The sequence below is a fragment of the Oceanicaulis sp. UBA2681 genome (assembly GCF_002354675.1).
GTDB classification, from domain to species: domain Bacteria; phylum Pseudomonadota; class Alphaproteobacteria; order Caulobacterales; family Maricaulaceae; genus Oceanicaulis; species Oceanicaulis alexandrii.
The window spans coordinates 112534-139373 of sequence record NZ_DEMB01000003.1 but is presented as its reverse complement, the minus strand read 5'-3'; the positions used below and the strand labels follow the sequence as shown (position 1 = coordinate 139373).

Here is a 26840-nt window from a genome sequence, read left to right as displayed (position 1 = left end):
CGCCGCCGCGAGAAACAGATCGCCCACAATCTCGAGCACGGCATCACCCCGCGCACCGTGGTCCGCGGCGTCAGCGACATCCTGCAAGGCGTGATGGAGCAAACCGCCAAGGGCCGCGGCAAATCCCGCGACAAGAAGCGCGAGCGCGCCGTCGCCGAGGATCAGGCCCGCTTCGAACCCAACAATCTCAAGGCCACGATCGCGGATCTCGAGAAGCGCATGCGTGTGGCGGCGGCGGATCTGGAGTTTGAGGAGGCGGCGCGGCTGAGGGACGAGATTAAGAAGTTGGAGGGGGCTTAGGGGGAAGTGTATCGACAATTAAATGCGTTATGAATAATAGATTGCGTAAAAATATAAGGACCCAAAACAGAATCCGAATAATCTAAAACATCATAGAAATCCAGCTTCTTGGGCATAACTCGTCCCTAACCTTTAATAAAGATTGATTTAAAAGTGCAGACGTCCGATAAATTTTTGAAGCTCTATCTAAATCAGAGGAACGCCCTCGAACCTGAAAGTCGCCCTCTGTACATACCATAGCTAGATCCATAGCATATTTCGATATTTTACCTTCAAATTCATGATGAATTGTTTTATACCTCTCAATTTTTGAAGCCAACTCCATATCGGTAGCAACAATTTTTGCCTCTTTAATTTTCGAATCCGAACAATCATCACTAGCCCAATAACTGCAAGCTAAATTTGCCAAATGCTTAGAAGTTATTATAATACTTTCTATATCTGAGTTTATTTCTTTTCGCCGCTCGGTCATTAGATTAATAAATACACCGGCTAATAGAGCCAGAGCAGCGCCAAAAGCCAACTCAATCACAACTGAGTGTCCTGGGCATTTGATTTCAAAATAATATTTTTAATCATAGGAACATAACGCTCATAGGTTCCAGAACAATGAAATATTATCCTGTCAAAGAAACTTTCTTTATCGAGCACACCATCACGTATTAAGGCTCCAAATGCCTCATCTAGAAATGATGAGGGATATCCACTTGTCCCATCTAAAAATATTGAAACTACATCACATTTTGACAATGCGGGTTTAATCCAGTTTTCTCTAAAATTTTCTCCACAATACTCATCATCATCCGGAAAACGACCGGAGGGGAACTCAGAAAACTCTGTAGCAACATTAATAGAGCACTCAGGCATAGGAAACCTCCCATTCTATAAACGTCCCCCCAAAATGCACAGACAAAGGCCTTGCCTTAAATCTCTCACGCCCAAGGTATTGGACTTCGCCCATGCCGCTGAGGACCTTCATAAATCCTCCTATTGATTGGTCTACATACTCACTCATTTGAACAAGCCCGCGCCCCCTATTGCTTTCCTCTGTTTGGGTTCTATAGGTTTGCATAGCTGTTTTTATAAGCTCGGCATCATCTCGAAACACTTCCTGTCGAGCTGGCATTTTATGTCGTATCGCTTCCCATTGCCCTGAGCGCGGCAGAGTAGCAGGTATTCCAACGCCTAGATCCAGAATTAGAACTTTAAGGTTCCCAGCGTCTTTATTGAACGATCCGGATGCCCACCACCGATGGTCAGACTCAACATTATACTTCGACGTAGCCGTCGGGGGATAAGCGTGATGACTCACATTAGACATCGCCTCGCTTAGGCCTTCATACATATATGTTGCATCTCGAATTGCGCCACCCGCCAAGAGCGACAACGCCCCCTGCAACTCCTTGCACTGCCTCCCAGGCGCACCTACACCGCTCATCAACGGGATCATACGGGTGGCTCCATCTAACCAATCCTCCGTACTTTGCATCTGCGGCTGCATATCGAACAACTCAAAAAACCGTAAGTCATTCAACATAGTTTGAACTTTTAAATCCCACGATTTATAATTATATACAGAAGGTTGGAAGCCAATTGATCGCCTCCACCTGTCAATTTCTGCAGACAAAATCAAAGCACCCCCAGGCGCCAAACGCTGTATGGTAGAGAGGTCTAGAGTTAGAGCCCTATTTCCTCTCTTCTTCTTACTCGAACGCAGATACGCTTGCTTCTTAAAATGCCCTAGAAACCCCATAACCTCGTTATAATTAGTTCTTAGTGAAAATTCAGAAGGCGCCTTTAATGTATATCTATCATCGCTCTTAATAATCCAAGGCTTTGGAGCTAAGAATACACTTTGCTCTCTGTACCTTATACGGTTTTTTTTATTATTTCTTTTTCTTTCTTTACAGATCTACGGTACCTTATCCGGTCTATTTTAATCTTATTTTTAATATAAAGTTTTTTCATATTTTTCAGCTTTATATTTAGTTTTGTTTATTTGCATTTACTCACCAGAAGAATACTTGACTGCACAATATTTAATAATGGAGCCAAAAGTTTTTCACACAATGAGGCGACTCGCCAGAGTCTGCAGTGAACAGGATGGCACATATTCGGAAAGGACATGACTGGCATACCAAGGCCGGAATAACTTTCACCCCCCGGACGCCAGCGGTCCGGGATCGGCCGGAACCGCTCTGTTCTTATCGCTAAGACGCCTGCGGCAAATCTCGGACCAAGTCCGAGCTCCAAGTGCTTCAACTAAGTTTGAACTTCGCGCCAGAAACCCGACGCGCTTAGCGTGCCGGGTTTCTGTAGTCTGATAGGACGCTAGAAAGCTCCGCCTACTGAGTGTGGCAGGGATTGGAACAATAATAACATCCATTCACTTGCGTGTAGTACTTGCGTGCCTCAGTGACCGCCGGAGCACAAGATGCATGGTCGCCCAGACCGATCCGATTTGCCTCAGCCGGATAGTATGAACATCCGACTTTGTGGACCTCGTGGTCCCCATTCGATTGAGCATTCTTATTCACACAGTAATACGCCATTTCGCCCTCCTTGAGCGATGTCGAGATAGGAGGGTCAGGCTTGACCTAGCCACACAAATCGCGAAATCTCGCGATTGCTACTGCGTCGGCACACCCGCGCCCGACCCTGGGAAGCGGGAGACGCAATCGGAAGCCGTTGGGGGTACCAGCCTCAGCGGCTTCTTTTTTGCGTCCGGACAACCAAGCTGCTTCACGGAAATTTAACCGTCAAGCAACCTGACCTGGGCACAAGATATGCCAGTGAAAATCACCGCGCAACGCTAAATGTGGGATCTTTAACAACTGCAACGATTCGCAGAAGCCATCAATCAGAAGATTCTGATTCGTTTTTGACGCTGCGCGATTCTGGCATTACTCGCTGAGATAATGCGGTTCAGACGCCACCAAACTTAGCGCTCATAGCTCTCACGAAGCGTCTCAAGCTTCGTGCGCCCATGAGGCACTCTGCACGCGCCATCAAGCACGATGTACTGACGCCCACCGAGCAACGGCTCCAACCGAGAACGGCACCAGTTGGTAAGCGACCCGCCTCGATCAGCCTTGCGCTGATAATCGTAGTCACCAACGTCATCCCAGTGCGGCGCACGAATGACCACGCGAAACTCTTCGATATCAAAGATTTTCTGTTCAAGCTCTTGTATCGTCATAATATGATATCCCTTTCTTACTGATCTAAAATGACAAAACCGATACACTCCGTACCGGCCATCAATTTATACCTTAATAGGAGCATGTCAAGGCTTTATAAAGTAGTTGTTTGAGAGTTAATTTCCCTATCCCCCACCCCGTCCTCACCCCCTATCCTCACCGCCATGAGCACTGACAGCCCTGACATCATGGATCCGAGGATCGCGCGGGCCAGGGCGATGCGGGAGGCGGGGGCGGAGACCGCCGAGATCGCGCGCGCCTGCGGCGTGGGGGTGAGCACCATCTATCGCTGGGCGGAGGCGTATGGCTTTCGCGTCTGTGATCTGGAGGCGGCGGCCTGGGCCGCGTCGGCGCGGGGTGACGCGCCCTCTCCCTGTCATTCGCCGGTTCATCCGGCGAATCCATGCCGTGACCTGTCCTCCACTGAACCGGACTGGATCCCCCGCACAGGGCGGGGGATGACAGAGGGAGAGGGAGCGCCTCACGCGGAGGGAGGCCCCGGATCAAGTCCGGGGGGTATAGATAAATCGCCGTAAAAATCTGATTGGATGATGTTTGGGGTGGAGGGCCTATTTGAAAGTGCGATCCATGTCGAACTCAAGTGGTTCCACACGCAAGGGAACCCATTGCTCCATGCCGATCTCTGCGGCCCTTTCATCTAGAGCAACAAATAGATTGCGAGGCGCATGATGCAGATCATGGCCCGCCGTTGCCATCATTCGCCCGTCTCTGTTGAAAAGATAAAAATCTATTCCAAGGCCGTCGATTTCATAAGCAAATACGGAGGTTAGATCATCGCAATCAACGGCAAAGCTTCCTATTGTGAACCCCTCATATGAAGCCATGTAGTGAGGGGGGTTTAGTGTGCAGTTTTTTCTCAGTGCACGCTCAAGGCTGGTAACCGCATAATTGGTTAGCCCTCCCGTCGGCTCACGCTGTAGGCGTATATGGTTGCCCACCCATAAGCTATTCCCAAAACGTTGCCGGTTGTTATCAGACCATTGCAGTGTAGAGCCTAGCGCCTGGCTGAAAATCTCTAGTCCTTGCCCTGGAACTAATGCGGGGTCGTTAAGTGCATCTGCGGGTACAGGCTGCAAGAGCAGCGCCATAACGAGAATATTCAAAACAAAATCTCCACTAAATTATAGGCCTACAAGGCGACGAGCTATTTCAGCCCCCAAACGGACCGTTCCGTTATCTGCTAGGGCAAAGTCCATCTTGACGAAGATACGCTCCTGTAGAATCTCCAACACCTTCCGATCCACAATCGGCCTCACCGGCTCCATGATATCGAGTGCAAAGGCGGGTGTGATGCCTCTCACACGCTTCCGCCTGTCGTGGACGATGCCAGCCATTGGGTCATAGCCTTCAGCTATCGCTTCAATCTGCTTGCGTGAGCAAAGTTGCCCATAAGCGTAATTGAGCATGGCGTTGACGGGGTGTGTGGCGTGCCGATTTTGAGGCTTTTCCTCACGTAGCGCCGCCCGAGAGCGATAGGTCCGCCAATCGTCTGGTATTGGGTGCTTATCGGTATCGGCCCATTTGAGTTCGATGCCTTCCCAGGCGCGGAAGTACGCACCCGCGATTACCCCCTCCTGGCCTAGAAGGTCTGAGAGGGTTTCTAGCTGCTTGGCTTCGATCTTCTTCAGTGCGCGCGTAGCGGTCTTTAAAGCGCTTGATTTCAGTGAGCTATCGGGAACCCAACCTTCAAGGGTTTCTAGCGTATTGAGTGCTTTCTGGGTTATCAGCGGATAGGCGAACTCAAGCCTCGCGATTGGGTCGTGTCGTGTCTCGTGCTGCCAGCGCACCTTGTCCTGGTCTGCAGCTTGCCCGTTTGAGGTGACAACGGACACAAAGCTTCCATCCCACTTCAGGCGGATGAGCGGGATATCCTGCTCTGCCAGCCAATCGAGCGCGTCCAGTGTGATCTCGCCTGATCCATCCACCAGAACGATACGTGGCGGGTTTTCAAGCTGGCCGGGGAAAAGCCGGTATTCTTTGTTTTCCTGGGGGTAGTGGGTGAGCCCGTCTTTAATAACGAGGTTTCCGCGATTGACCCTTAGGGACAGACCGTTGCCTGTCAGGATGAGGGGGTGAGCTTGACGCTCTCGCCGCTTTCGTTTGGGAATAGAGGCTTCGTATTGTTCGAGCCAATATCGACAGCGCGCCGCCCATTCATCTGATGGAATAGCGGTTTGAGTTTCCGCCTCAATTTTACGCGCTTGATGCATTGGCTCCCCCTATCGCCTTGAGGGAATCCTAGCAGCCTATGACCGGGAAAGTCGATCATTTGTGGGAACAAGCAACTCCACTCTCTGAGGCTTGGCTGAAATACGCGCATAGCTGGTCGGTGGAGGGAAAAAAAGACCGGGAGAACTATCGGGCGTTCGAAAATCCCGGCCTGGCAATTCGGCGGGGTTGGCCTCTACCGCAAGGGTATGAGCGTTATTTTATAGAAGGTGATTATGAGTTCCTTGAGCGCAAGCGACAGCAGTGGGAGCGCAATTTCAAAGATGATCTTCGGGAACAATTAGGGCGCGGTGACTGCCTAGCGTATGGCAAACCCTGGCTGCCTGAACGTCTTGAGCGAATTGAACCTGTTCCGGGTCTATTGTTTTCCCACGATGAAGAAAAAGTCTCGAAAATCGATTTTCAGAGCGGATTTGTAGAAGCTTACGGACGCGCGTTTGTGGAACTACGCGTTCTTTCGAAAACAGAATTTGAAAGGCTAACAGTTAAACCGGGGGATAAAAGAAGAGGCCCCATTAGTCGGAAGCCTGAAATCGAAGCTGCAATTCGTGAGCTTATTGCAGAAGACCCTGACTGGCTAAATGGCACCTTTAATGTGCGGCATGCGCAAATCATTCGAAAAGCAAAAAAACTATTCGATTATATCGATGGAAATCCTCCTAAGGGCTTCAGCCGAACGGTTATCGATGAAGTTATAGAGGAAAAGTTCTAGCTTTTACAGTGTATTAAGTTTCGGAATTTTTTGGAAATTGCTCCGGAACTAAAAGTACTTCCGAAATCTTGGTCCCCAAATTCTGGACCTCCAACTTGTCTCGCGAAGCTCGCCGATAGTCGGCTGGGCGTATCCTCGCGAGGCAGTCAATGGCGCGCAAACAACGCGACTACAAAGCCGAATACCGCCGCCGTCTTGAGCGGGGCTTGGCGCGTGGCCTGACGCCATCTCAGGCCCGTGGCCACCCCCGCAAGGGCGAGCCGCTGGCCACCTTTGCCGAGCGCCTTCCTGCAAGCACGCCTGAGACCGAAGCCGCCATCCGCCTGATGCGTGAGGGTGCTGGCATTGGCCAGGCCGCGCGTGAAGCGGGTGTCTCTGAAAAACGTCTCAGACGCTTTCTTAAGCTGCGCAACCTCGCGACCCGCAAAGGCCGCGTTTGGACCTTTCATGACCCGCGCGTGCGACGCTTGCCGGTGATCTCGCAAGGCCAGGTCAAAACCATCTTTGTTCCTGGCTTCAAGCCCGCCTCTGAGGCCGGGCGCGCCTGGCAGGCGCAAGGCCGCTTCACTCAAACCAATGACATAGCCCTTCTCACCCCGTTTCAAAGCGACGGGGTGACAGACATCCATGGCCGCTTCCACCCCTTCGAAACCGATCCCAACACGCTCCATCGCATCGCGGCCATGGAGGAGCCGGTGTTTTGGGAAATCTACGCCATCACAGACAACTAAGGAGGTCAGATATGACCACACAGACCGAGTACACCGCGCGCCTTGAGCGGGCTTATCGCCGCTTAGGGACACGCACACCCGCTTGTGTGACATGCGGCGAAAGCAACGCGTTTTGCCTAGAGCTTCATCATATCGGGGAGCGCGCTCACCACGACGATCTGGCGATTGTCTGCCGCAATTGCCATCGCAAGCTCACCGACCCGCAAAAGGACCGTATCGAGGTTCACGCCTCTGACCCGAGCTCTGAGATGATCGGGCGCTATTTGTGCGGCCTGGCCGATCTTTTGCTTTTGATCGCGCACACGGTGCGCGAATTTGGCGAGCGCCTGCTCGGCCTGGGCGAATATGCGAGCGGGGGCTCTCATGACCCTGCCTAGTCCCAACCAGATTGCGGTGCGCGCCTATACGGAAAAGCCCGGCTTTGAGCCGCGGAACCCATCTAGTTCGGACGTGGGGGCGTCACCCTGGTCTGTGACCTTTGACACCGAGACGACAACCGATCCCAGCCAAGAGCTTCGCGTGGGCTTTTACCAAGTCCATGAAGGCGAGCGCCTGGATGAGGAAGGCGCATTTTACCGCGCGGGAAGCCTCTCGAGCGCTGAGGTGGCGACGCTTCGCGCCTATTGCGCCAGGCACAGCCTCACGCTCAGAGATGTTGATAGCTTCAATGAAGAGATCTTGCTGAAAGTCGGCTATGACCTGAGCGGCTGCATTATCGGGTTCAACCTGCCCTTTGATATCTCGCGGGTGGCGATCAAACACGGCCCGGCGCGTGACAGCATGCGCGGCGGGTTCTCGTTTAACCTGGTGAAGACCGAACGCCGGCCCCGTATCCGCGTCAAACATCTCAGCCGTACGGCGAGCCTGATCGACTTTGCGATCCCAGGCGTCAATGAAACGCCGCGCGGCATGCGCAAACGCGCTCAGCGCGTCAAAGCGCATCGCGGCTATTTCATCGACCTTAAGACCGTCGCCGCCGCTCTGACCTCACGCTCACATAGCCTGGAAAGCCTCACAGACGCCCTCGGCACTGTGACGCGCAAGAGCGGCAGTGAGGAACATGGCGGCCCTCTGACGGATAGCTATCTCCAATACGCGCGTGCAGACGTGCAGGCCACATGGGAATGCTACCTGGCGCTCAAGTCTGAATACGCGCGTCATGGCCTGGGGCGTGACCTTTCGCGCATCCTCAGCGAAGCGAGCCTGGGCAAAGCTTATCTCACCGAAATGGGCGTTCAGCCGCTCCTGGTCAGCCAGGAGATCGACCGGGCGAGCTTCGGCCCGATCATGTGCGCTTACTACGGTGGGCGGGCGGAAGTGCGTATCCGCCGCACGATAACCGAGGTGATCTACACCGACTTCAAATCCATGTACCCGACCGTGAACACGCTCATGGGGCTTTGGCGTTTTGTGATCGCTGAGGGTTATGAGGTGAGCAATGGGACAGATGAGGTGCGCGCCTTCCTGGCGAGCGTCACACTGGATGATCTGCAACACCCTGACACCTGGCGGCGCTTGCCAGCCATATGCCGCGTACGCCCGGACGAAGACTTGTTTCCGGTCCGCGCCAATTACGACGGTCAGGTCAACACGATTGGGCTCAACCATCTCAGCTCTGAGTGCGAGGTCTGGTATGCGCTTTCTGATGTGATCGCGGCGAAGCTTTTGTCTGGCAGAGCACCGGAGATATTAGAAGCGCGCGTCTTTACGCCTGGCCCCGTTCAAAAGGGGCTAAAGCCTATTCGGCTTTTTGGTGATCCGAATTTCGAAATTGATCCTCAAAAAGATGATCTGTTTAAGCGGCTCATTGATTTACGCGACGACGCTAAAAAGCGCTGCGATGATCGACAATTAGCCATTAAAATCCTCGCTAATTCGACTTCCTATGGCATTTTCATTGAAATGCAGCGCGACAATGCGCCGAAGAAAGAAACCATCCGCATAGCCGGGCCGGATGGCGTTTTCCGTGACGCGGAAAGCACCGCGCTGGAGCAGCCCGGCAATTACTTTCATCCCATCCTGGGCGTCACCATCACAGCGGCGGCGCGCCTCATGTTGTCCCTCGCTGAAGCGCAAGCCAAAGCTCAAGGCCTGGGCTGGGCATTCTGCGACACAGACAGCCTGGCGATTGCGCGGCCTGATGGCATGGACCGGTCAGACTTTCACGTACGCGCTCAGGCCGTCATTGATTGGTTCAAGCCGTTCAACCCCTACGCCAAGCCCGGCTCCATCTTGCAGATGGAGGATGTGAACTTCACGGGCCATGGGGAGCTTGAGCCCCTCTATGCCTTCGCGATCAGCGCCAAACGGTATGCCCTGTTTAACGTCGATGACCAGGGCCGACCCATCATCCGTAAGGCGTCTGCGCATGGCCTGGGCCATCTCATACCGCCATACGCCGACGACGACCTCGCGCCGGGCGTGCTGGAGCCTGTTGCGCCTCTGAATACGCTGGGCGTCCGCCGCTGGCAGTACGATCTTTGGTACGCGATCCTCTCAGCGGCCCTTCAAGGGACGCCTGACCGCGTGCCGCTCGAATATCACCCCGCGCTCAAAAAGCCCGCCACGCTGCGGTATGGCGCGACCAGTCCGGCGCTTCTCAAATGGATGGACCACTATAACGCGGGCAAACCCTATGCCGCGCAGATTAGGCCCTTTGGCTTCCTGGTGGGCTTCCAGACAAAGCCTGCGATCCAATGCGGGCTGGCGGAGGACTTAGGTGCCGCCCCCAGCAAACGCGGGCGACCGTCTAAAGCATTAGCGGCGAAGCCCGTGGCCGCATTCGAACGCGATCCAGAGCTTGCGGCCTCGCGGGCGTTCGACCGGGTGACGGGTGAGCCCCTAGGTCGTGAGGTCATGCAGACCTACGCCGGGGCGCTGACCCGCTACCACATCAGCCCGGAATGGAAGTTCGAACACGCGGGATACGCGGAGCGTGGCGAGACGCTGAGGCGGCGTGTGAGGGCTGAGAGCGTCATGCTGATCGGGAAAGAGGCGAATGGGGTTGGGGAGTTCGGGGAACGGATCAATTCGACGACTACACAGCAATTGGAAATCGGAGCAGTAGAATGAGCATGTCCAAGCGTATCTTGTTTGATAACGACCCAAAACACGACGAAATCCGCGCTGAAATAAGACGGCGGAACTCAGAATATATCGAACAATTTCAATACCGCGTCCCAGACACGAAATTTAAGATCAAAGACGGCAAACGCCGAAAAGATGCTTTCTGGGGATATGCACTCTCTACGGCTTTGAAAGAAGTAACAGTAGAGTTCGTGACAGTGAACGGAGGCGTGTTTTTTATGAGCGAGCAAGAACGCGACATCGTTCTGAAGCACGCATTGAACATTTATGAAGCGCCACATCCGCTAAAGCGCCATTGCTAATGGAAGCTCCGCAGGGTCAAATTGAGCCAAGCTGAACCTCGTGGAGCCTATGCATCTTGACCGATAATCAAGATCGTCTTGACGCCATAAAGCACATTCTTGCAACACTTTTCGCAGCCCAAAACGCGCTAAAGGCGTTAGCACCGGATTACAAGTGGGCAGGTATGGGAAACCTGCTGGGGGATTATGGTGAGTTCGTATGCGTCGAGCATTACGAGCTCACCAAAGCTCCAGCGGGAGCTAGCGGTTATGATGCGATCACCCCCGATGGACAGACCGTTCAGATCAAGACCTGCTACGCATCAAGCCAGATTGGGTTTCGTGGTGAAGCGGATTTGCTTCTGGTGATCCAAGTTCAAGCCGATGGCACCTGGGAAGAAGTGTATTTTGGGCCTTTCGGCCCCATCCTTGATGGGGCTCGTTACTCAGCGCGTGACAATAAGCACACCATGACCCTGAGCAAGCTCAAGCGGCGTTCTCATGAAGGCTGAGCATCCTCACCTCATTCTGGGGTTCCGTCTGACCTGCGCTCAAGGATGCATGAAACCACGACGGTTCGATGCAGGCCCTGGTGGAGGGAACGCGGCAACAGTCGAGGCGCAGGCCCGAGCGCGGCGTTGCCCGCGATGCCGGGAGCCCGTGACCGTCGAGGCGATCTTTGCGGATGAGAATGGGCGGATCGGACAAGAGGCACCGAAGGATGTTCCGGACCTGAGACGAAAATCCTAATGACGCGATAAGTATTCCCCCTGGACGGGAATAAATTATAACGTCATGGTTTATTCACAACTGTGAACAACCGGGGGGAACCATGTCATCTCTGACACTTACAGATGAAGAGCGCCTGATCATACGAGAAACGCAGCCGCGAGCAGCGGAGTTGCGCCATCTCATGTCGGTCTATCAGAATACGGCAGTGCGGCTTGAAGTGCTTGCTGCGTTTCTGAAAGCCGGGCGCGGCCAGCCGAACATGCTGTACGCCCTGGCGCTTACCGATGAAGCGTATGAAGCGCTGACAGGTTTCCCTCTGCCAGACGGCATGACTGAGCTAGATCAGGAAGTAATTGAGCAGTTTCGAAGGGAGGCGCGGCGTTGTTTGGGTGAAGGATGACGTCGTGCTTACTTATATGGGACACTGCCCCGCCTCCACATCAGCCTGGTATGGAAGTTCGAACACGCGGGCTACGTGGAGCGCGGTGAGACGCTGAGGCGGTACGTGCAAGCCGATAGCGTCATGCTGATCGGGAAGGAGGCGAATGGGGTTGGGGAATGCGGAGAGAAAACCGATCCCGTCATTTGCGGCTCGCTCGCAACGCCCCCTAATATGATAAACATCTTGATAGCGGATTCTACAGGAACCTAGGCAGGACCCCCGACTTTATAGCAATGCAAATTCGTGAAGGATCTAATATCTGTTCTCGTTTTAATGGGGTGAAAAATGGGAGTTGCTTTACTTCCTGAATGAAACCATCCGATGATAGATTGAAACAACAGGCCCAATGAACGTTGGCTGTGAATTTTGTAGGGAAGACTATTGGCAGATCTTGATGACATTGATGTTGGGGACGAACCTGTCTCTGTAGGCTCGATGGTAGTACCTGCCGGAATTGCTGACACTCAAATTGAGAAGCATTATCAAACTGGACGCTTACGGGTCGTTCAAGAAAAAAATGATATTTTCTTAACGCACGTTCTCAGCTTTATCGGCGTAGGTGGTAAGGATCGAGTTTGGTCCAATATTCGGCCAGAATATCAACGTCGACTTCGATGGGATAATAAAAAGAAGTCTCAATTGATAGAGAGCTTCATAATGAACGTCCCAGTCCCTCCAATTTTTCTATACGAGAAAAATCTTGGCGAATTCGAGGTGATGGATGGTCAGCAGCGCCTTAACGCTATTGCCTCATTCTATGAGGGTGATTTTGCCCTTCAAGGCCTCAAGGTCTGGCAGGCACTCAACGGGAAGCGCTATTCCCAATTGCCACCCCTTATCCGCCGCGGTCTGGATCGGGCTAAGATTTCAGCGATCACCCTTACGTCCGACAACACCTCTACGCCATCCGACAGTATAGACCTTAGGGCCCAAGTATTTGATCGCCTTAATACAGGTGGAGAGCGCCTAAATCCTCAAGAATTACGCAATGCCTTATACTCTGGCTCATTCAATGACTTGGTCATCGATTTGTCGCGACTGCCGAAATTTACTACAGCCTGGGAAATTCCCGAATATGCCAGCAACGTCCTAGCGGATGGCAGCCTCGCTGAAGCACTTGAGAAGAACAACTTATTTAAGCGGATGACCGACGTAGAAATTGTCGTTAGGTTTTTTGCTTTCAAGGACAAGGACAGCATTTCTGGTTCAGTTCGTGGTATGCTGGACGATGTCACGAAGCGCAATCGCTATGCTAGCGAAAATGAATTAGCCAAACTGCGAGAAGACTTTGAGGTTGCACTTGATATGTGTGTCGAAGTGTTTGGCGATGATGTCTTCCGCCTGCCCCCGCAAGGTGCAGCGGGAAGACCAAAATTATCCCGGCCACTATTCGATGCAGAGATGGTTGGCATGTATCTGCATCGAGAGAGAAAAGATGAAATTTTTTCACGAAGCGACCGCCTAAAGACAGAGATACTCGGCTTGGCAACGGATGGCGCAGAGAGCTACGAGCTGATGGTCGGGCGAGCAAATACAGCAAGTTCAATTAAAGATAGGATCGAGGCTGTTAGTGAAGCTATCGTAAGAGTTTTGGATGGAAACGCTTGACACCGCGAAGTCAATTGCTGACGTATATTTTGAAGAGCTGCAGGCAACTGCAGAAATTCGTCAAGCTTATAATGATATCATCGTCACTAATGCCAGAACGCTATTTTCAGCATTCAGCCATGATAAAACATTAAATCGACGACTGACAGAAGCTTTAAAGCTAAAAACTACCGATCAATCAGCACTGCTACGAGGCTTGTTTGTTCAATCTATTGGAGTGTTCGATGAGTTCGTAAGGTCACTCATAAAGTCAGTAGTTGATATCAAGGCTCATGAGGCAGGGAAATATAGTAATCTTGAAGAGCCGTTAAGGAACGGCTTCATGTCTAATGCTGGTCGCGTCCTGTCACATTATGGTAGCGGTAACATTAACGGAGTTAAGTATGATTATTCAAAACTAAATTCTAGTTTACTGTCCTGCCTTGCTGACGAAGACGGATTTCATCTCGAGCCCAGGGTTTTTACTGTATTAATGGGTAACAGTACCCCAGATAGACTGAGGAAAGTATTTCAAATAGTTGGACTTCCTGATCCTTTTGGAGCGGAAATTGGCGAAAATACAGAACTTAAAAAGGCCCTCAGGGAAACAAAAAAAGCTGTAGTAGCTCGCATGGCAGAGGAGCGCCTAACTTCTCTAATAGCAAAGCGAAATGATATCGCGCATGGCGAACTAACTACTGCTATATCACACGATGACTTTAAAGGTAATATTGCTTTTCTTAGTGCACTTGCTAGCGCGCTACTATCATTATGCAAGAATTCTGATTTTCTCGGTGGATCGCTAGATTAGACGGTCATAATACCATATTAATTAAGGTAGCTGACGATATTAAATCATTTTCCATTTCAAGTTATGTGCAGCCTGTCTATTTATTGCAAAATCTAAGCTAGTGACCTGTTTTTAGCCACCCCCCCCATTTCTTCAATCGAGCACACGATAATTTCAGCCTGATTTATCTATACCCCCCGGATCAAGTCCGGGGTTTCAGGCTGGGAAAGAGAGTGAAGAGACCGACGACGCCGAGATCACGCCCGCGCAATGGGCGGCGATGGCGCGGGGGTTGAAACAGCGCGCCTTGCGCCTGACCGAGGCCGGGCGCCTGCGCCAGGCCGAGCAGGCGCTGCGGCTGGCCGAGCGCTATGAGCGGATGCAGGCCAGCGCCGCGCCGGCGCCGGCAAAGGATGACGGCGTGGATTATCACGCCCTGCTGGAAGCCAAGCTGACCCGGCTGCACGAGCACTTGCGCGAGAAGGCCGGGCTGAAAGAGGGCGAGGACTTCACCGACGCCCACCGCGCCGCCCTGGGCATCCCGCCCCTGCCGCCCGAGTATGGCGGGTGAGGCGGGAGCGCCGTCATCTCCCCACCCAATTTGTCATCCCGGACGTGCAGCGATCCGGGACTGGCCGAACCGCTCTGTCCTGATCGCTGAGACGCCTGCAGCAGATCCCGGATCAAGTCCGGGATGACGATTGGGGGTTATGGGAAAGCCAGTACCCAACCTCTCGGCCTTCGGACTTGATCCGGAGGCCCATGGGTCCCCGGGTCAAGCCCGAGGACCGAGCTGTGGAGCAATCACGCCGGCAGACTCACCCGCGCGCGCAACCCGCCCAAGGGCGAGTCTTCCAGCCGCAGTTCGCCGCCATGGGCGCGCAGGGTGTCGCGGGCGATGGCGAGGCCGAGGCCCACGCCCTTGCGGTTGGCGTTGCGGCTTTCATCGAGGCGGGAGAAGGGTTTGAACGCCTCCTCGCGCTGATCGCCGGGAATGCCGGGGCCGTCATCATCGATCAGGATTTCGATGCGCGAGCCATTGCGGCGGGCGCTCAGGCGCACGGTCTGCGCATGGGCGGCGGCATTGGACACCAGATTGGCGAGGGCGCGCTTGAGCGCGCTTTCGCGCGCCGGCGCGGTCAGCCCGTCCTCCAGCTCCAGCTCCAGATCGACGCCCTCGCGCGCCGCGTCATCGGCCAGGGTTTCGCACAGGGCGGTGAGGTCGAGCGCGTCCGCCTCCTCCCCCGCCTGGCCGCGGGCGAAGGCGAGATATTCCTCAAGCGCCGCCTCCATGTCCGCCAGATCCCGGCGGGCGGCGTCACGCTCCTCGCTTTGCGGCATCAGGGCGAGCTGAAGCCGCAGGCGGGTGAGCGGGGTGCGCAGGTCGTGGCTGACGCCCGCCAGCAATTGCGTGCGCTGCTCGATATGGCGTTTCAGCCGCGCGCGCATGTCGAGAAAGGCGGCGCTGGCGCGACGCACTTCACGGGCGCCGGCGGGCTTGAACCGCTCCACATCCTGGCCGCGGCCAAAGGCTTCGGCGGCCTCCGCCAGCTGGCGGATGGGTTTGACCTGATTGCGGATGAACAGGATGGCGACGGTCAGAAGCAGGCCCGTGGCGATAAACAGCCAGATCAGGAAGATATGACCGGTGGTGGCGAACACCCGGTCGCGCACGGCGATGAAGCGCAGCACGCCGCCCTCCACCTGCACCCGGATGTCGACGTAAGAGGGATAGCGGGTGGTGTCGAACCAGAAGGCGTGATCGAGCTCCGCCCCCAGCGCGCTGCGCAGCGTGCGGTCGAGCGCGCGGAAAAACGCCGTGCGGCGGGTGGTGGGCAGCACATCCCCCTCGCGATACTCGACGCTGAGATCGGTGGTGGCGAAGGCGAGATTGGCCAGCGCGTCGAAATCTTCGGGGCCGTCGCGCTCATACAGCCGGACCACCAGCGACACCTCGCCGGCGACGCTTTCACTCAGGCGCGCGGTGGTGGTTTGCCAGTGCTGTTCAAAAAACGCCCAGGTCACCGCCCCCTGCATCAGCGCGACGGGCAGCACGATGATCAGCAGCGAGCGCTCAAACAGCCCCTTGGGCAGATAGGGTTTGAGGGAGAAGCGCATCGGGCCTAAGGCTCGACGCCGTCATAGACCGGGTCGGCGACAAGCTTGTAGCCCGAGCCGCGCACGGTCTGGATATAGAGCGGGGATTTGGGATCGGTCTCGATCTTGCGCCTCAGGCGGGTGATCTGCACGTCTACCGCCCGCTCGCCAGCGCCATTGGCGGCCTGCTCGGACAGCGACTGGCGCGACACCGCCTCGCCATTGGACCGGGCGAGCGCCGCCAGCAGCGCCGTCTCGCCGCCGGTCAGACGCACCGAAGCGCCGTCCTGGCTCAGCTGACCCGCTTCGATCTCGAACCGCCATGGCCCGAACGCCACCGCCGACGGCCCGCGCGTCTGCGGCAGGGCGCGGCGCAGGATGGCCTGCACGCGCAGCACCAGCTCTTCAGGCTCGAACGGCTTGCCCAGATAATCATCCGCCCCCAGGCTGAGCCCCTTGATGCGGTCCTCGGGCTCGCCGCGCGCGGTCAGCAGCAGGATCGGAGTCGCGTCGGTGCGGCGTACGGTCTCGGTCACTTCAAACCCGTCCGCGCCGGGCATCATCACGTCCAGGATGATCAGGTCGAAGCGCATCTGCGCCAGCAGCGACAGCGCTTTCGCGCCATCGCGCGCCGCGGTCACGCGCAAGCCCCGCGCGCGCAGGAATTTCGTCAGAAGATCGCGAATGCGATCATCGTCATCAACGACCAGAATATGGGCGGGGCGCAGTTCCGTCATGAGGGCGAGAGTGCCCAAATCCGCCGCGATTGACCAGTTGCGTTTCTGCGCCTGAAACGTCCGCTAATGCTTCTTGAACGGAGAGCTGAGCGCGGTGCCGACGATCGCCACCAGAATGCGCGCCACCATGGTGAAGAACAGCAACAGGATCGCGCCTTCTTCAATCAACAGATCGAGCCAGACCTTGTAGCGGACCGGAATGCCGGGACGCACGACCATGGCCTCGACTTCCTTGGCGCGCTGCACCAGCCAGTCGAGCCCCTCGGGCCATAAAATACCCATGGCGATCAGCATGATGTAAGACAGGACGAACGACAGAAAAATCGTGAATGTCGCATTGGTCGCGCGTGCGAAGATCAGCCCCATATCGGCCTCCCTCAAAACCGTGGCGTCAACCTCCCCACGGGCGACGCGAGCCGACCCTAGCACTGCTTGCAGTCAGGATGCAGCTTTAATTAAAACGGCTTTAACCCCGCCCAGCGACGCCGGCTCTATTGAATGCGAGTGATGTGGGCCGGTCCGCCCTGCGCCGTCCAGTATCGGCTTTCATAGCTTTCACCGATCTCAAGGTCGCGCCAGGGCGTACACACTTCATATTCGGGCGCTTGCGGACCCGCCGCGGCGATGAGCATGCACACGGTGCGCCCGTCAAACTGCCAACGCCCCGTTCGCGGCCTGTCGTCCTGATACGCGCCGCCGGGTTGAAACCGCGCAGTATAGCGCTCCTGCTCCGTCCGAACGTCATAGACCCGCCCTTCCGGCCCCGTCATCTGCGCCTGAGCTGCGCTGCATGCGAGCATCAGACACGCTGACGCCAGAGCCCAGGCGCACGCTCGACCGCTCTGTCGGATCACCCTGTAAAATAGTGTCATCGCTTATCCCCCCGCGGACGATAAGAAACGCCACACACGCCACGGGGGCAAGGGGAAAGCTCGAATTCGCGTCGGAACAGGCGAATCGAGCTTCGCCACATCATCAGAACGTCAAAAAAACCAGGCTGGAAATTTTAGTAAAGAATCAGCTGATGAAAATGATTGCGACAACAGCCAGGACAAGAGCAGCCCCCGCCAATGATGCATAAAGAACTTTTTCCTGCCAGCCTTTGCGCACAGCTTGGCGCGCTTCGTTCTTTTCAATTCGGGTGGCCATATTGTCTCCCTTGCAGTCTGTGGAGACCAATATATAGGATGATATGATCGCCTCTCAAGTTCAGGTCTAAGACGCGGCGGGGTCTGGAACCTTTGATGCCGGACGCCCCTTCAGCCCATTCAGCGCTTCGACCAGCGCCCGCATCTCAACAGGTTTTGTGAAATATCCGTCTACATCCAAGGCGCTGATACGGGTGCGGGTCTCCGTGGTGGCGTCCGCGCTGACCACATAAACCGGCACACCGGCCGCCCCCGCCTCTCCGGCGCGAATGCGCCGAATGGCTTCCTCTCCGCCCATGCCCGGCATGTGCAGATCCATCAGCACGGCGTCAAACCGTTCGGATTGCAACAGATCGAGCGCCTCACGCCCGCTGGCCGCAATAACGGGTCGGCAGCCCCCCTGCCGCACCATTTCCGCTGTCACGTCCAGATTGACGGACTGATCGTCCACCACCAGAACGCGCATATCCCTGGTGTCCGCGATCAAACCCAGTGAAGCGGCCGGCGCCGTGGTTTCGACCGGAGCATCGTCAACGTTGGCGAGCGGCGCTGGAATCTCGAACCAGAAACAGGCCCCCTCTCCCACACGGGAGCTGACTCCGATCCGGCCGCCCATCAGGGTCACAAGCTCACGTGCTATGGCAAGCCCCAGACCCGACCCCTCATGGCTGCGACTATGGGACATGTCGGCTTGTTCGAACCGGCCAAAGACTCGCTGCTGCACCGACTCGCTCAGCCCCGGCCCCGTATCGCGTACTTCCACTCGCAACAAATCATCATCCAGCAGCATCGCCTCCACGCCAACGGAACCGGCATCGGTGAATTTCACGGCGTTGCTGAGAAGATTGCTGATCACCTGCCGCAACCGGTTGGCGTCAATCATCGCAATGCGCGACAGCTCGGATTGCAAAGTCACCGTCAGATCCAGCCCCTTGCGGGCTGCTTCAGGGCTGTGCGCCTGACACGTCTCTGCAATGACATCGGACGGTCGGCTGGGCCGTTTAACCAGGCTCAACTTGCCCGCCTCGATCTTTGAGAGGTCCAGAATATCCTCGATGATCGACAATAGCGCCCTGCCAGAAGAGCGGATCGTCTGCACGAACTCTTTCTGACGGTCATTCAGCTCGGTCAGGGCCAGCAATTGCGCAATGCCCATAACGCCGTTGAGCGGGGTCCTGATTTCATGACTCATATTGGCGAGGAACAGGGATTTGGCGTCGCTCGCCGCTTCTGCGCGAGCCAGCGCATTCCTCAAGGCATCCTCGGCCGCTTTGTGCTGAGACAGATCCTCGACGATGCCCACTATGCTCAAAGGCGCTCCAGCTTCGTCCCGATCCGTGACGCGGATATGCGCCTTGATCCAGACCACCGCGCCTGACGGCGTGATAACCCTGTGTTCCATGACCAGCTGATCCGCATGACCGGTCAATAGCGCTTCAAACCTGTTCTGGGCTTCAGCCACATCGTCCGGATGCGCAAGATCAAACAGCTCTTCTGGATCCCTGAGCCCTTCCGCCAGCCCGGGTGCGCCCAGAATGCCCGCAAGCGTCTCATCGACGCGGATCTTGGCCTGGGTGGCGTCCAGCTCCCACACGCCTAGCCCCGCGACCCGCAACGCCATCTGCGCCCGCAGGCCCGCCTGACGCGCTTCCTGTTCAATGCGCCGCCGTTCTGTGATGTCGCGCAACGTGCCGGACATCCGCAGAGGGCGCCCCTGAGGGTCGCAAAGGACTTCGCCCGCGCCTTCTATCCAGCGATAGGCGCCGTCTGACCGGCGCAGGCGAAAGATCAGATGTTGCTTGTGCGGCCCGGTCTCGCCTCCGTTGAGGTCCGGCTCGCGCATGATGCGCTGGACCGCCGGCAAATCATCTGGATGCACCGCTTCCAGCAAGTCCGTGATACGCCGCACGGATGCTGGCTGGGGATGGCGCAACATCTCGTAATAGCCTGGTGACGCGAACACGCGATCCACCTCGAAGTCGATGTCGAACACCGCCTGGTCCGAGCCCGCTATGGCCAGTTCGTAGAGGCGGCGCAACTCATTGGCATCCTCTTCCGCTTTGCGCAGCGGGGTGTGGTCAGCGGCGATCCCCGTCAGCTCCCGGGCGCGCCCCTGCTCATCGCGCCGGATGGTCGCGCCGTCCACCTGCAACCAGATGACGTCCCCGTCCGCCCGGACGATGCGATGCGACAAGCTCAAACGGCCGCTCGTGGAATCGAGCGCTTCAGAGATGGCTGACATGACCTTGTCGCGGTCTTCAGGGATGGTCAGCGACAGCATCTCGGAGACTGGAAAAGACCGCCTCTCCAGCTCGGGACGCCCCAGCAAGGCTGCGAAACGCCCATCCAGAGTGAGCATCTCGTCATCCGCCGAATACCACCACCGGCCCATATTCGCGCTTCCGATCGCAACCTCGGCCGTCAAACGCGCTCTCAGCGCATTCGATTCTGCATCCGCCAGGGCGCTGACATCCACCATGGTGCCGACCATGCGCCGGACGGCGCCGTCTCCGCCTTGCTCAGCCTGGCCATGACAGTCCACAGCGACCCAGGCGCCGTCGGCCCGTTTCAGCCGGACACGTAGCTGAAAGGGCTCGCCGCTGAGCATGTGGCGCTTGATCGTCGACTGGTATCGCAGCAGGTCATCAGGGTGCACAAAATCCGCCCCGAGTCTTGAAGTCGGCGGCGTGTAATGAGCGGGAAAGCCAAGGATTTCCTTCAATCGCGGGGACCAGTACTGAGTCTGGTCTTCCGCATTCCATTCCCATATCCCCGCGCCCGTTCCCCGGATCGCCAGAGCGTAGCGCGATTCCGAATGCGCCAGTTGCGACTGAGCGCGACGCGCCGCGTCCTCGGACCGGCGCGCCTTGATGAACGCGCCCATGGTGTTGGTCAGCGGCTTGAGGAAGTCTGGAAAGTCCGCCTCATATCCGCCGGCGCGGTTCGCGACGCCCGCAACCCCCAGCAATTCGTCGCCGCTCATCATCGGCAAGCCCAGAAAGGCGGACATGGGCGGATGGCCGTGCGGGAGGCGCACATCCAGCGTGTCATCCGGACCGGCGTTGGCGATGACGGCCTTGCGGTTTTTCAACACCGAAGCGAACAACAAATCGGTATTGCTGAACTCCATGACGCCGGACGGACCATAACGCGCACGCGAAGCGTCATCCCAGCTGATATCGGTCATGGCCCAGGTGCGCAGCCAGGGATTCACCCCATCGCCTGACCCCACAACCTCGCCGACGAAACCGTACTCGGAATCCGTGATGTCGAGCAGAATATCCAGCAAGCGCTGGAAAAAGGCGTGCGCGTCCTCATCGCCGCCTATGTAAATCGCCTGGACCTCGGAGATGGCTTCCAGAAGACGGCGGCTCTTGAAATCTGATGTGGTGTCGTTCGACATGAACGAACTCTCCGCCCGGGTTGCATAATTTACAAGCGTATCATGGCTGAGCGGTGTCAATGACTGGTGAACTTCAAGCGCGGACTCTTCCTCTCATCGCTGAGGCGCGCTATATGCGCGGGTGAACCTGCGCATCGCGCAAACCCGACTCATCAGAAGGACCGGTTTCATGGCAGCTCTTGTCGCCCTTGGCCTCGCTTTCGGCATCTTCGCGATCCTGAACCTGATCGACAACAAGCGCCTGGATTAAGGCGTCTGGCGGGGCGACCCCGCCGCGCGCCGGACATATCCATGCCTGATATTCTTCTGTTCAGCCTGATGGTGCTTGGCGGCATCGTCGTCCTTTTGACGGGCGGCGACATCCTGGTGCGCGGCGCGACTGCGCTCGCCAGCAAGATGGGCGTGCCGCCGCTGCTGGTGGGTCTGACCATTGTCGCCTTTGGCACCAGCGCGCCTGAAATGATGGTCAGCGCCGCCGCAGCCGTGGAAGGCGCGCCGGGCCTCGCCATCGGCAATATCGTCGGCTCCAACATCGCCAATGTCCTGCTGGTGCTGGGTCTGCCTGCGATCATCGCGCCTATCGCTTCGACCTCCACCGGGATCCGCCGTAATGCGCTGATCGCGCTCGCCTTTACCGGGCTGTTCATCGCCTTGTGCTGGGATGGCGGACTGGGGCTGACAGATGGCGTGATCCTCTCCGTCGGCATTGTCGGCTATATCGGTTTTCTGGCCCTGACGGCGAAAACCCATCGCGATGACCCCATGATCGCCGAGCTGACCGACATTGATCAGATGGAAGGTCTGCCCAGCAAGGCCCCGATGGTGGCGCTGTTCTTGTTGGGCGGCCTCGTCATGCTGCCCGTCGGCGCGAAGCTGATCGTGGATGGCGGCGTCGGGATCGCCGAGCTGTTCAATGTGTCTGACGCCGTGATCGGCCTGACCATTCTCGCCTTCGGCACCTCATTGCCGGAGCTGGCCACCGCCTTTGTCGCAGCCATGCGCAAACAGGGCGGCATGGCGATCGGCAATGTCGTGGGCTCCAACATCTTCAATATTTGCGCCGTGGGCGGCATAACCGGCGTCGCGGCCAGCGTCGCCACAGGCGCGCCCGCCCCCGTTGAGGCGGAGTTTCTCCAGTTTGACTTCTGGATCATGGCGGCCGCAGCCCTGGCGGTCCTTGCTTACGCAGTCCTGCGCCGTCCGATCGGGCGCATGTCCGGCGTGGCCATGAGTGTGGCCTATGTTGGCTATATCGCCATCCTTCTGCTTCTGAATCCCCCCAGCCTTCCCCTCTAGGCCCACCGACAAAAAAATGACCGGCTGCACGAAGGCAGCCGGCCAGATGGGAAGGTTCATCCGCCTTGCGGCGGGCGCTCGGGGAGGAGCACAGTCACTCTCTGCGCGTGGTGTGACGCCATAAGGGCTGCAACAAGGAAAGCTCGGGGCGTCATTAAGGCCGCTTCGCCGCAAGCCTGTCAGAGCGTTCATCTGCCCGACCACAAGACCGCAAAGACACAGGGCCGGTTGCTGTCGCAACCGGCCCTGGCCGTGCACGCTGGGGGACGTGCGAGGGTGTGAAGCGTGGCGTTTACTGGTGGTCGCCGTGGTCTTCAGCCGGGACGGTCGCGGCCCAGGCTTCAAACTCGCCTTCATCCAGACCGCCATCGGCGTTCACGTCAAACGCTGCGAACTCGTCTTCGGTCAGCTCGGGCGCGACCGCTTGCGCTTCCGACAGGGTGACCAGGCCGTCGCCATCCACATCAATTGTGTCAAACATCGGGGCTTGGGCGAAGGCGGTCCCCGCGAACGCGGCGGCGGCGATCGTCGAAATCAGAACTTGGCGTTTCATCAGTCTCTCTCCTTGCTCTAAAGCCAGACTCTGACGCGGCGTCTGAGGGTCGCCGTGTCGTCTGACAGGATTGAAGATGATGGATCCATATGGCGGCAGAACGCCGAAAGCGTGATGTTCTGGAGTGTTTTTGACGGCGCATTCGCGCCCGCAAGCGGGCGGAAATGTGATGTCCTGCCCGCTAGGGCGCCGGCGCCAGATGGGTGACCTTGGTCTGGAAGGCGTCGTCATTGTCTTCCACGATCAACGGGAAGGCGCGTGCAATCGCGTCCAGCAACGGCCCCAGCCACACGCCCTCAGCCTTGGAGAAATCGCCCAGCACCCAGTTGGTCACCTGGTTCTTGTCGCCGGGATGGCCGATACCGATGCGCCCGCGTTTGAACTCGCCCTGGATGTGCGCCTTGGTGGACCGCAAACCGTTATTGCCGGCATGGCCGCCGCCCGTCTTGAGACGGAATTTGCCCGGCGCCAGATCCAGCTCGTCATGGAAGACGAGGATGTTCTCCGGTTCGATCTTGTAAAAACGCGCCGCTTCGGCCACCGCGCGCCCGGCTTCGTTGTAATAGGTCTCAGGCTTGAGCAGGAGCACCTTGCGCGGACCTTTGGCGGTCTCCACAACCCCTTCGGCGGTCTGCCCCTGAAAGCGTTTCTTCCACGGCCCCAGCCGCCAGTCCTCGGCGATGGCGTCCAGCGCCATGAAGCCGACATTATGACGGTTGCCGGCGTATTGGCCGCCCGGATTGCCCAGGCCCACGATCAAATGCATGGCGCGCTCCACAAATGAAAAAGGCGGCCGGGACATGAAGTCCGCCAGCCGCCTTTTAAGTCCGTTTCCGGCGAAGGGAAGAGGATTACTCCTCGCCGCCCTCGGCCTCGGCCTCGGTGTCTTCGCCTTCAGCCTCGGCTTCGTCGCTGTCACGGGCAGCGCGCGAGTTCTGGATGGTGGCGATGGTGAAGTCACGATCGGTGATCGCCGGCTTCACGCCTTCCGGCAGGGTCACTGCGGAGATGTGAATGGAGTCGCCGATGTCATAACCAGACAGATCCACGTCGATCTGATCAGGGATCGAGCCCGCCGGCACGTTCACTTCAATCGCGTGACGCACCACGTTGAGAATGCCGCCGCGCTTCAGGCCCGGAGACTTTTCTTCATTGTGGTACTGAACAGCCACTTCGACGGTGATGACGGTGGTTTCGTCAACGCGCTGGAAGTCGATGTGAACCGGCTCGTCGCGCACCGGGTGGAATTGCACGTCGCGCGTCAGCACGGTCTGCTTTTCACCCTTGTGATCGATGGTGATCATCGAGGCCAGGAAGGACCCCGAATTGATCGCCTTGACCACTTCGTTGTTTTTAAGCGCGATCGCGACGGGACCTTTGTCACCGCCATAGAGAACGCCCGGCACATAGCCGTTGCGGCGGGTCTCACGCGAGCCGCCAGTACCTGTGCGCTCGCGCACTTCGACGGAGAGAACAATATCGCTCATGATCCGGTCCCATACGAAATCGGTTTAAACGCAAGCGCCGCCGGTTTTGGCGGCGCGCGCTTCGTTCAGCCATCAGTGACTGAGTAAGAACTTTCGAGCCGCGGCGTATAGCGGATGCTTGCGATGAGCGCAAGCGATCCGCTGACTCTTCGCCGCGGCGCGAGGCGAAAACGGCTAGTCAAACAGTTTGGAGACGGACTCGTCATTGGCGATCCGGCGGATCGCCTCGCCCAGAAGCGGCGCCACGGACAGCGAGCGGATATTCTTGCTCGCCTTGACCTTGGCGGTGACATCAATGGAATCGGTCACCACCAGCTCTTTCAGCACCGAACCGGAGATCCGCTCCACCGCCTTGCCTGACAACACGCCATGGGTGATGTAGGCGGAGACTTCCTTGGCGCCTTGATCCTTCAATGCCGCCGCGGCGTTGCACAGCGTGCCGCCCGAATCGATGATGTCGTCAAAGATGATGCAACGGCGACCTTCAACATCGCCGATAATGTTCATCACTTCTGACTCGCCCGCCTTCGGCCGGCGTTTGTCGACAATGGCGATGTCTGCGCCCAGTCGCCCGGCCAGCGAGCGTGCGCGCACCACCCCGCCCACATCCGGCGAGACGATCAGAAGGTCTTCCACATCGTAATGCTTGCGGATGTCATCCTCGATCACCGGAGTAGCGAACAGGTTATCGGTCGGAATATCGAAAAAGCCCTGGATCTGGCCCGCATGCAGATCAATGGTCAGAACCCGGTGCGCGCCGGCTTCCGCGACCAGATTGGCCACCAGCTTGGCGGTGATCGGGGTGCGGCCGCCGGTTTTGCGGTCCTGCCGGGCATAGCCGAAATACGGGATGACGGCGGTGATCCGGTTGGCGCTGGCGCGCGCCAGCGCGTCCATGCAGATCAACAGCTCCATCAGATGGTCATTGGCCGGCTCTGAGGTCGGCTGGATGATGAAGACATCCTGGCCGCGCATGTTCTCGTCAATGCGCACGAACAACTCGCCGTCGGCGAAGCGTTCGATCTCAACATCCGACAGAGGGGCGTCAAGATAATCTGCAATGGCCTTCGCCAATGGCCGGTTGGCGTTGCCGCACATCAGTTTCATGATCCGCCCTCTCCCGTGTTCTGAGCCGCGGCGCGCTCATAGCAGGATAAGCGCGGCTGGCAAAGCGGCGCGGCGCCCGGTCTGCCGACAAGGCTCACATGACGTAAACGGACGATTTTCCCCTTTTGGGGGAACAGCTCGCCTTTTACTGGAACATTGTCTTAAGAGCGCTAACCTCAAAATCATCATGTTCTGCAAAAGCTTTCAGGGGTCCCATGCAATCGCTCCACGGATTCATGCCGCATGGCATGTGCTATTTATGGCGTCTGGACATCCTGATCATGCATGTCATGGCGGATGTGCTGATCGGTCTGTCCTATCTGTCCATACCGGTGGTGATCTGGTGGATCTCCGTAAAGCGCCCCGACATCCTGTTCCGACCGGTCGCGTATCTGTTCATTCTTTTCATCATTCTCTGCGGCGTCACCCATTTATTCTCGATCTACACGGTCTGGACGCCGGCCTATTTCATTGAAGGCGGGCTGAAACTCGCCACCGCCATTGTGTCTGTAGCGACCGCTGTCGTGCTCTGGCCGCTCTTGCCCAAAGCGCTGGCCATGCCGAGCAGCGAGCAATTGGCGCAAAGCAATAAAAGCCTTCAAGACGAAGTGCTTCTACGCACCGGCGCCGAACGCCAGCTCAAGCAATTGACCAACTCGCTGGAGCGTCAGGTCCAACGACGAACTTCCGAGCTGGAACGCTCCAACGGCACGCTGCGCGATTTCGCCGCCGGCGCGTCTCATGACCTCAAGGCGCCGGCGCGGCAAATCTCATTGCTGGCCGATCTCGCCCAGCGTGAGCTCGACGGCCCCGACAATGAAAAAGCTGTCGGCTATCTCAAGGACGTGAAGTCCAAGTCTCGCGACATGCTGGTGCTGATCGACACATTGCTGAGCTATT

30 protein-coding genes are annotated in these 26840 nt (G+C 57.0%); 14 read left to right on the top strand and 16 right to left on the bottom strand.

Annotation, left to right across the window (positions count from 1 at the left end):
- Window positions 1-300 (top strand): UvrB/UvrC motif-containing protein (locus tag B3M53_RS01340; RefSeq protein WP_286799507.1); only part of this gene is annotated, 300 nt, incomplete at its 5' end.
- 82 nt (window positions 301-382) lie between these two features.
- Here the strand turns inward: B3M53_RS01340 and B3M53_RS01335 are convergent.
- From B3M53_RS01335 to B3M53_RS01320, 4 genes are all read right to left on the bottom strand, one after another.
- On the bottom strand, window positions 383-832 hold the full coding sequence (locus tag B3M53_RS01335; RefSeq protein ID WP_286799506.1) for a hypothetical protein: 450 nt from the start codon (window positions 830-832) through the stop codon (window positions 383-385).
- Window positions 829-1167: an STAS-like domain-containing protein gene (locus B3M53_RS01330; RefSeq protein WP_286799505.1), complete on the bottom strand. Its 339-nt coding sequence runs from the start codon at window positions 1165-1167 to the stop codon at window positions 829-831. The genes B3M53_RS01335 and B3M53_RS01330 overlap by 4 nt, the downstream gene beginning before the upstream one ends.
- A complete protein-coding gene (locus tag B3M53_RS01325) occupies window positions 1160-1927 on the bottom strand; it encodes a hypothetical protein (protein WP_286799503.1) in 768 nt (255 codons plus the stop codon). Before B3M53_RS01325 ends, B3M53_RS01330 begins: the two co-directional genes overlap by 8 nt.
- Before the next feature lie 1314 nt (window positions 1928-3241).
- A complete protein-coding gene (locus B3M53_RS01320) occupies window positions 3242-3499 on the bottom strand; it encodes a hypothetical protein (protein ID WP_286799501.1) in 258 nt (85 codons plus the stop codon).
- 165 nt (window positions 3500-3664) lie between these two features.
- On the opposite strand from B3M53_RS01320, the gene B3M53_RS14735 reads away from it, so the two are divergent.
- On the top strand, window positions 3665-4036 hold the full coding sequence (locus B3M53_RS14735; protein WP_414690679.1) for a helix-turn-helix domain-containing protein: 372 nt from the start codon (window positions 3665-3667) through the stop codon (window positions 4034-4036).
- A 33-nt stretch (window positions 4037-4069) separates the two neighbouring features.
- On the opposite strand, the gene B3M53_RS01315 is transcribed toward B3M53_RS14735, so the two are convergent.
- Together B3M53_RS01315 and cas1 are read right to left on the bottom strand one after the other, a co-directional pair.
- On the bottom strand, window positions 4070-4624 hold the full coding sequence (locus tag B3M53_RS01315; RefSeq protein ID WP_286799500.1) for a hypothetical protein: 555 nt from the start codon (window positions 4622-4624) through the stop codon (window positions 4070-4072).
- An 18-nt stretch (window positions 4625-4642) separates the two neighbouring features.
- Window positions 4643-5731 (bottom strand): CRISPR-associated endonuclease Cas1, encoded by a 1089-nt coding sequence (cas1, locus tag B3M53_RS01310; protein ID WP_286799499.1) that lies wholly within the window; start codon window positions 5729-5731, stop codon window positions 4643-4645.
- A 38-nt stretch (window positions 5732-5769) separates the two neighbouring features.
- On the opposite strand from cas1, the gene B3M53_RS01305 reads away from it, so the two are divergent.
- The 10 genes from B3M53_RS01305 (at window position 5770) to B3M53_RS01260 (ending at window position 14683) form a co-directional block, all read left to right on the top strand.
- Window positions 5770-6462, top strand: a complete 693-nt coding sequence (locus B3M53_RS01305) for a hypothetical protein (RefSeq protein ID WP_286799498.1) — start codon at window positions 5770-5772, stop codon at window positions 6460-6462.
- 149 nt (window positions 6463-6611) lie between these two features.
- Window positions 6612-7193: a hypothetical protein gene (locus tag B3M53_RS01300; RefSeq protein WP_286799497.1), complete on the top strand. Its 582-nt coding sequence runs from the start codon at window positions 6612-6614 to the stop codon at window positions 7191-7193.
- Window positions 7194-7204: 11 nt separating this feature from the next.
- The gene (locus tag B3M53_RS01295; RefSeq protein WP_286799496.1) at window positions 7205-7570 is read left to right on the top strand and encodes a hypothetical protein; all 366 of its coding nucleotides are present in this window, start codon (window positions 7205-7207) and stop codon (window positions 7568-7570) included.
- The gene (locus B3M53_RS01290) at window positions 7557-10265 is read left to right on the top strand and encodes a hypothetical protein (RefSeq protein WP_286799495.1); all 2709 of its coding nucleotides are present in this window, start codon (window positions 7557-7559) and stop codon (window positions 10263-10265) included. Before B3M53_RS01295 ends, B3M53_RS01290 begins: the two co-directional genes overlap by 14 nt.
- Window positions 10266-10267: 2 nt before the next feature.
- Window positions 10268-10582 (top strand): hypothetical protein, encoded by a 315-nt coding sequence (locus tag B3M53_RS01285; RefSeq protein ID WP_286799494.1) that lies wholly within the window; start codon window positions 10268-10270, stop codon window positions 10580-10582.
- Window positions 10583-10638: 56 nt separating this feature from the next.
- On the top strand, window positions 10639-11073 hold the full coding sequence (locus B3M53_RS01280) for a DUF6998 domain-containing protein (RefSeq protein WP_286799493.1): 435 nt from the start codon (window positions 10639-10641) through the stop codon (window positions 11071-11073).
- A 401-nt stretch (window positions 11074-11474) separates the two neighbouring features.
- Window positions 11475-11693: a hypothetical protein gene (locus B3M53_RS01275; protein WP_286799491.1), complete on the top strand. Its 219-nt coding sequence runs from the start codon at window positions 11475-11477 to the stop codon at window positions 11691-11693.
- 423 nt (window positions 11694-12116) lie between these two features.
- Window positions 12117-13343, top strand: coding sequence for a DUF262 domain-containing protein (locus tag B3M53_RS01270; protein WP_286799489.1), 1227 nt, complete (start codon window positions 12117-12119; stop codon window positions 13341-13343).
- Window positions 13330-14133 carry a HEPN domain-containing protein gene (locus B3M53_RS01265; protein WP_286799488.1) on the top strand — a complete coding sequence of 268 codons (804 nt, stop codon included), beginning with the start codon at window positions 13330-13332 and terminating at the stop codon, window positions 14131-14133. Before B3M53_RS01270 ends, B3M53_RS01265 begins: the two co-directional genes overlap by 14 nt.
- A 259-nt stretch (window positions 14134-14392) precedes the next feature.
- Window positions 14393-14683, top strand: a complete 291-nt coding sequence (locus B3M53_RS01260; RefSeq protein ID WP_286799487.1) for a hypothetical protein — start codon at window positions 14393-14395, stop codon at window positions 14681-14683.
- 233 nt (window positions 14684-14916) lie between these two features.
- Here B3M53_RS01260 and B3M53_RS01255 read toward each other — a convergent pair whose 3' ends face one another.
- From B3M53_RS01255 to B3M53_RS01230, 6 genes are all read right to left on the bottom strand, one after another.
- Window positions 14917-16230, bottom strand: coding sequence for an ATP-binding protein (locus B3M53_RS01255; protein ID WP_286799485.1), 1314 nt, complete (start codon window positions 16228-16230; stop codon window positions 14917-14919).
- Between the two features lie 5 nt (window positions 16231-16235).
- Window positions 16236-16946, bottom strand: a complete 711-nt coding sequence (locus B3M53_RS01250; RefSeq protein WP_160092199.1) for a response regulator — start codon at window positions 16944-16946, stop codon at window positions 16236-16238.
- Window positions 16947-17009: 63 nt separating this feature from the next.
- Window positions 17010-17312: a hypothetical protein gene (locus tag B3M53_RS01245; protein WP_160092200.1), complete on the bottom strand. Its 303-nt coding sequence runs from the start codon at window positions 17310-17312 to the stop codon at window positions 17010-17012.
- A 125-nt stretch (window positions 17313-17437) separates the two neighbouring features.
- The gene (locus tag B3M53_RS01240; RefSeq protein WP_273145957.1) at window positions 17438-17746 is read right to left on the bottom strand and encodes a hypothetical protein; all 309 of its coding nucleotides are present in this window, start codon (window positions 17744-17746) and stop codon (window positions 17438-17440) included.
- Between the two features lie 217 nt (window positions 17747-17963).
- Window positions 17964-18095, bottom strand: coding sequence for a hypothetical protein (locus B3M53_RS01235; RefSeq protein ID WP_286799483.1), 132 nt, complete (start codon window positions 18093-18095; stop codon window positions 17964-17966).
- Window positions 18096-18161: 66 nt separating this feature from the next.
- Window positions 18162-21497: a PAS domain-containing protein gene (locus B3M53_RS01230; protein WP_286799482.1), complete on the bottom strand. Its 3336-nt coding sequence runs from the start codon at window positions 21495-21497 to the stop codon at window positions 18162-18164.
- A 291-nt stretch (window positions 21498-21788) separates the two neighbouring features.
- Here B3M53_RS01230 and B3M53_RS01225 point away from each other — a divergent pair, with 291 nt between their 5' ends.
- Entirely contained in the window at window positions 21789-22793 is a 1005-nt protein-coding gene (locus B3M53_RS01225) for a calcium/sodium antiporter (RefSeq protein WP_286799479.1), read from the top strand.
- Window positions 22794-23085: 292 nt separating this feature from the next.
- On the opposite strand, the gene B3M53_RS01220 is transcribed toward B3M53_RS01225, so the two are convergent.
- From B3M53_RS01220 to B3M53_RS01205, 4 genes are all read right to left on the bottom strand, one after another.
- A complete protein-coding gene (locus B3M53_RS01220; protein WP_022701540.1) occupies window positions 23086-23346 on the bottom strand; it encodes a hypothetical protein in 261 nt (86 codons plus the stop codon).
- A 181-nt stretch (window positions 23347-23527) separates the two neighbouring features.
- On the bottom strand, window positions 23528-24112 hold the full coding sequence (gene pth, locus B3M53_RS01215) for an aminoacyl-tRNA hydrolase (protein ID WP_286799477.1): 585 nt from the start codon (window positions 24110-24112) through the stop codon (window positions 23528-23530).
- 85 nt (window positions 24113-24197) lie between these two features.
- Window positions 24198-24833 (bottom strand): 50S ribosomal protein L25/general stress protein Ctc, encoded by a 636-nt coding sequence (locus B3M53_RS01210; protein WP_286799476.1) that lies wholly within the window; start codon window positions 24831-24833, stop codon window positions 24198-24200.
- 174 nt (window positions 24834-25007) lie between these two features.
- Window positions 25008-25940 carry a ribose-phosphate pyrophosphokinase gene (locus B3M53_RS01205; RefSeq protein ID WP_022701537.1) on the bottom strand — a complete coding sequence of 311 codons (933 nt, stop codon included), beginning with the start codon at window positions 25938-25940 and terminating at the stop codon, window positions 25008-25010.
- A 248-nt stretch (window positions 25941-26188) separates the two neighbouring features.
- Here B3M53_RS01205 and B3M53_RS01200 point away from each other — a divergent pair.
- On the top strand, window positions 26189-26840 hold a 652-nt coding region (locus tag B3M53_RS01200), incomplete at its 3' end, for a histidine kinase dimerization/phospho-acceptor domain-containing protein (protein WP_286799475.1).

Coding starts and splice junctions, on each gene's coding strand:
- B3M53_RS01330 (WP_286799505.1), bottom strand. CDS start 1,167: ATGCCTGAGTGCTCTATTAATGTTGCTACAGAGTTTTCTGAGTTCCCC.
- B3M53_RS01320 (WP_286799501.1), bottom strand. CDS start 3,499: ATGACGATACAAGAGCTTGAACAGAAAATCTTTGATATCGAAGAGTTT.
- B3M53_RS14735 (WP_414690679.1), top strand. CDS start 3,665: ATGAGCACTGACAGCCCTGACATCATGGATCCGAGGATCGCGCGGGCC.
- cas1 (WP_286799499.1), bottom strand. CDS start 5,731: ATGCATCAAGCGCGTAAAATTGAGGCGGAAACTCAAACCGCTATTCCA.
- B3M53_RS01305 (WP_286799498.1), top strand. CDS start 5,770: ATGACCGGGAAAGTCGATCATTTGTGGGAACAAGCAACTCCACTCTCT.
- B3M53_RS01300 (WP_286799497.1), top strand. CDS start 6,612: ATGGCGCGCAAACAACGCGACTACAAAGCCGAATACCGCCGCCGTCTT.
- B3M53_RS01295 (WP_286799496.1), top strand. CDS start 7,205: ATGACCACACAGACCGAGTACACCGCGCGCCTTGAGCGGGCTTATCGC.
- B3M53_RS01290 (WP_286799495.1), top strand. CDS start 7,557: ATGACCCTGCCTAGTCCCAACCAGATTGCGGTGCGCGCCTATACGGAA.
- B3M53_RS01285 (WP_286799494.1), top strand. CDS start 10,268: ATGTCCAAGCGTATCTTGTTTGATAACGACCCAAAACACGACGAAATC.
- B3M53_RS01275 (WP_286799491.1), top strand. CDS start 11,475: ATGTCGGTCTATCAGAATACGGCAGTGCGGCTTGAAGTGCTTGCTGCG.
- B3M53_RS01265 (WP_286799488.1), top strand. CDS start 13,330: ATGGAAACGCTTGACACCGCGAAGTCAATTGCTGACGTATATTTTGAA.
- B3M53_RS01260 (WP_286799487.1), top strand. CDS start 14,393: ATGGCGCGGGGGTTGAAACAGCGCGCCTTGCGCCTGACCGAGGCCGGG.
- B3M53_RS01255 (WP_286799485.1), bottom strand. CDS start 16,230: ATGCGCTTCTCCCTCAAACCCTATCTGCCCAAGGGGCTGTTTGAGCGC.
- B3M53_RS01250 (WP_160092199.1), bottom strand. CDS start 16,946: ATGACGGAACTGCGCCCCGCCCATATTCTGGTCGTTGATGACGATGAT.
- B3M53_RS01245 (WP_160092200.1), bottom strand. CDS start 17,312: ATGGGGCTGATCTTCGCACGCGCGACCAATGCGACATTCACGATTTTT.
- B3M53_RS01240 (WP_273145957.1), bottom strand. CDS start 17,746: ATGCTCGCATGCAGCGCAGCTCAGGCGCAGATGACGGGGCCGGAAGGG.
- B3M53_RS01235 (WP_286799483.1), bottom strand. CDS start 18,095: ATGGCCACCCGAATTGAAAAGAACGAAGCGCGCCAAGCTGTGCGCAAA.
- B3M53_RS01230 (WP_286799482.1), bottom strand. CDS start 21,497: ATGTCGAACGACACCACATCAGATTTCAAGAGCCGCCGTCTTCTGGAA.
- B3M53_RS01225 (WP_286799479.1), top strand. CDS start 21,789: ATGCCTGATATTCTTCTGTTCAGCCTGATGGTGCTTGGCGGCATCGTC.
- B3M53_RS01220 (WP_022701540.1), bottom strand. CDS start 23,346: ATGAAACGCCAAGTTCTGATTTCGACGATCGCCGCCGCCGCGTTCGCG.
- pth (WP_286799477.1), bottom strand. CDS start 24,112: ATGCATTTGATCGTGGGCCTGGGCAATCCGGGCGGCCAATACGCCGGC.
- B3M53_RS01210 (WP_286799476.1), bottom strand. CDS start 24,833: ATGAGCGATATTGTTCTCTCCGTCGAAGTGCGCGAGCGCACAGGTACT.
- B3M53_RS01205 (WP_022701537.1), bottom strand. CDS start 25,940: ATGAAACTGATGTGCGGCAACGCCAACCGGCCATTGGCGAAGGCCATT.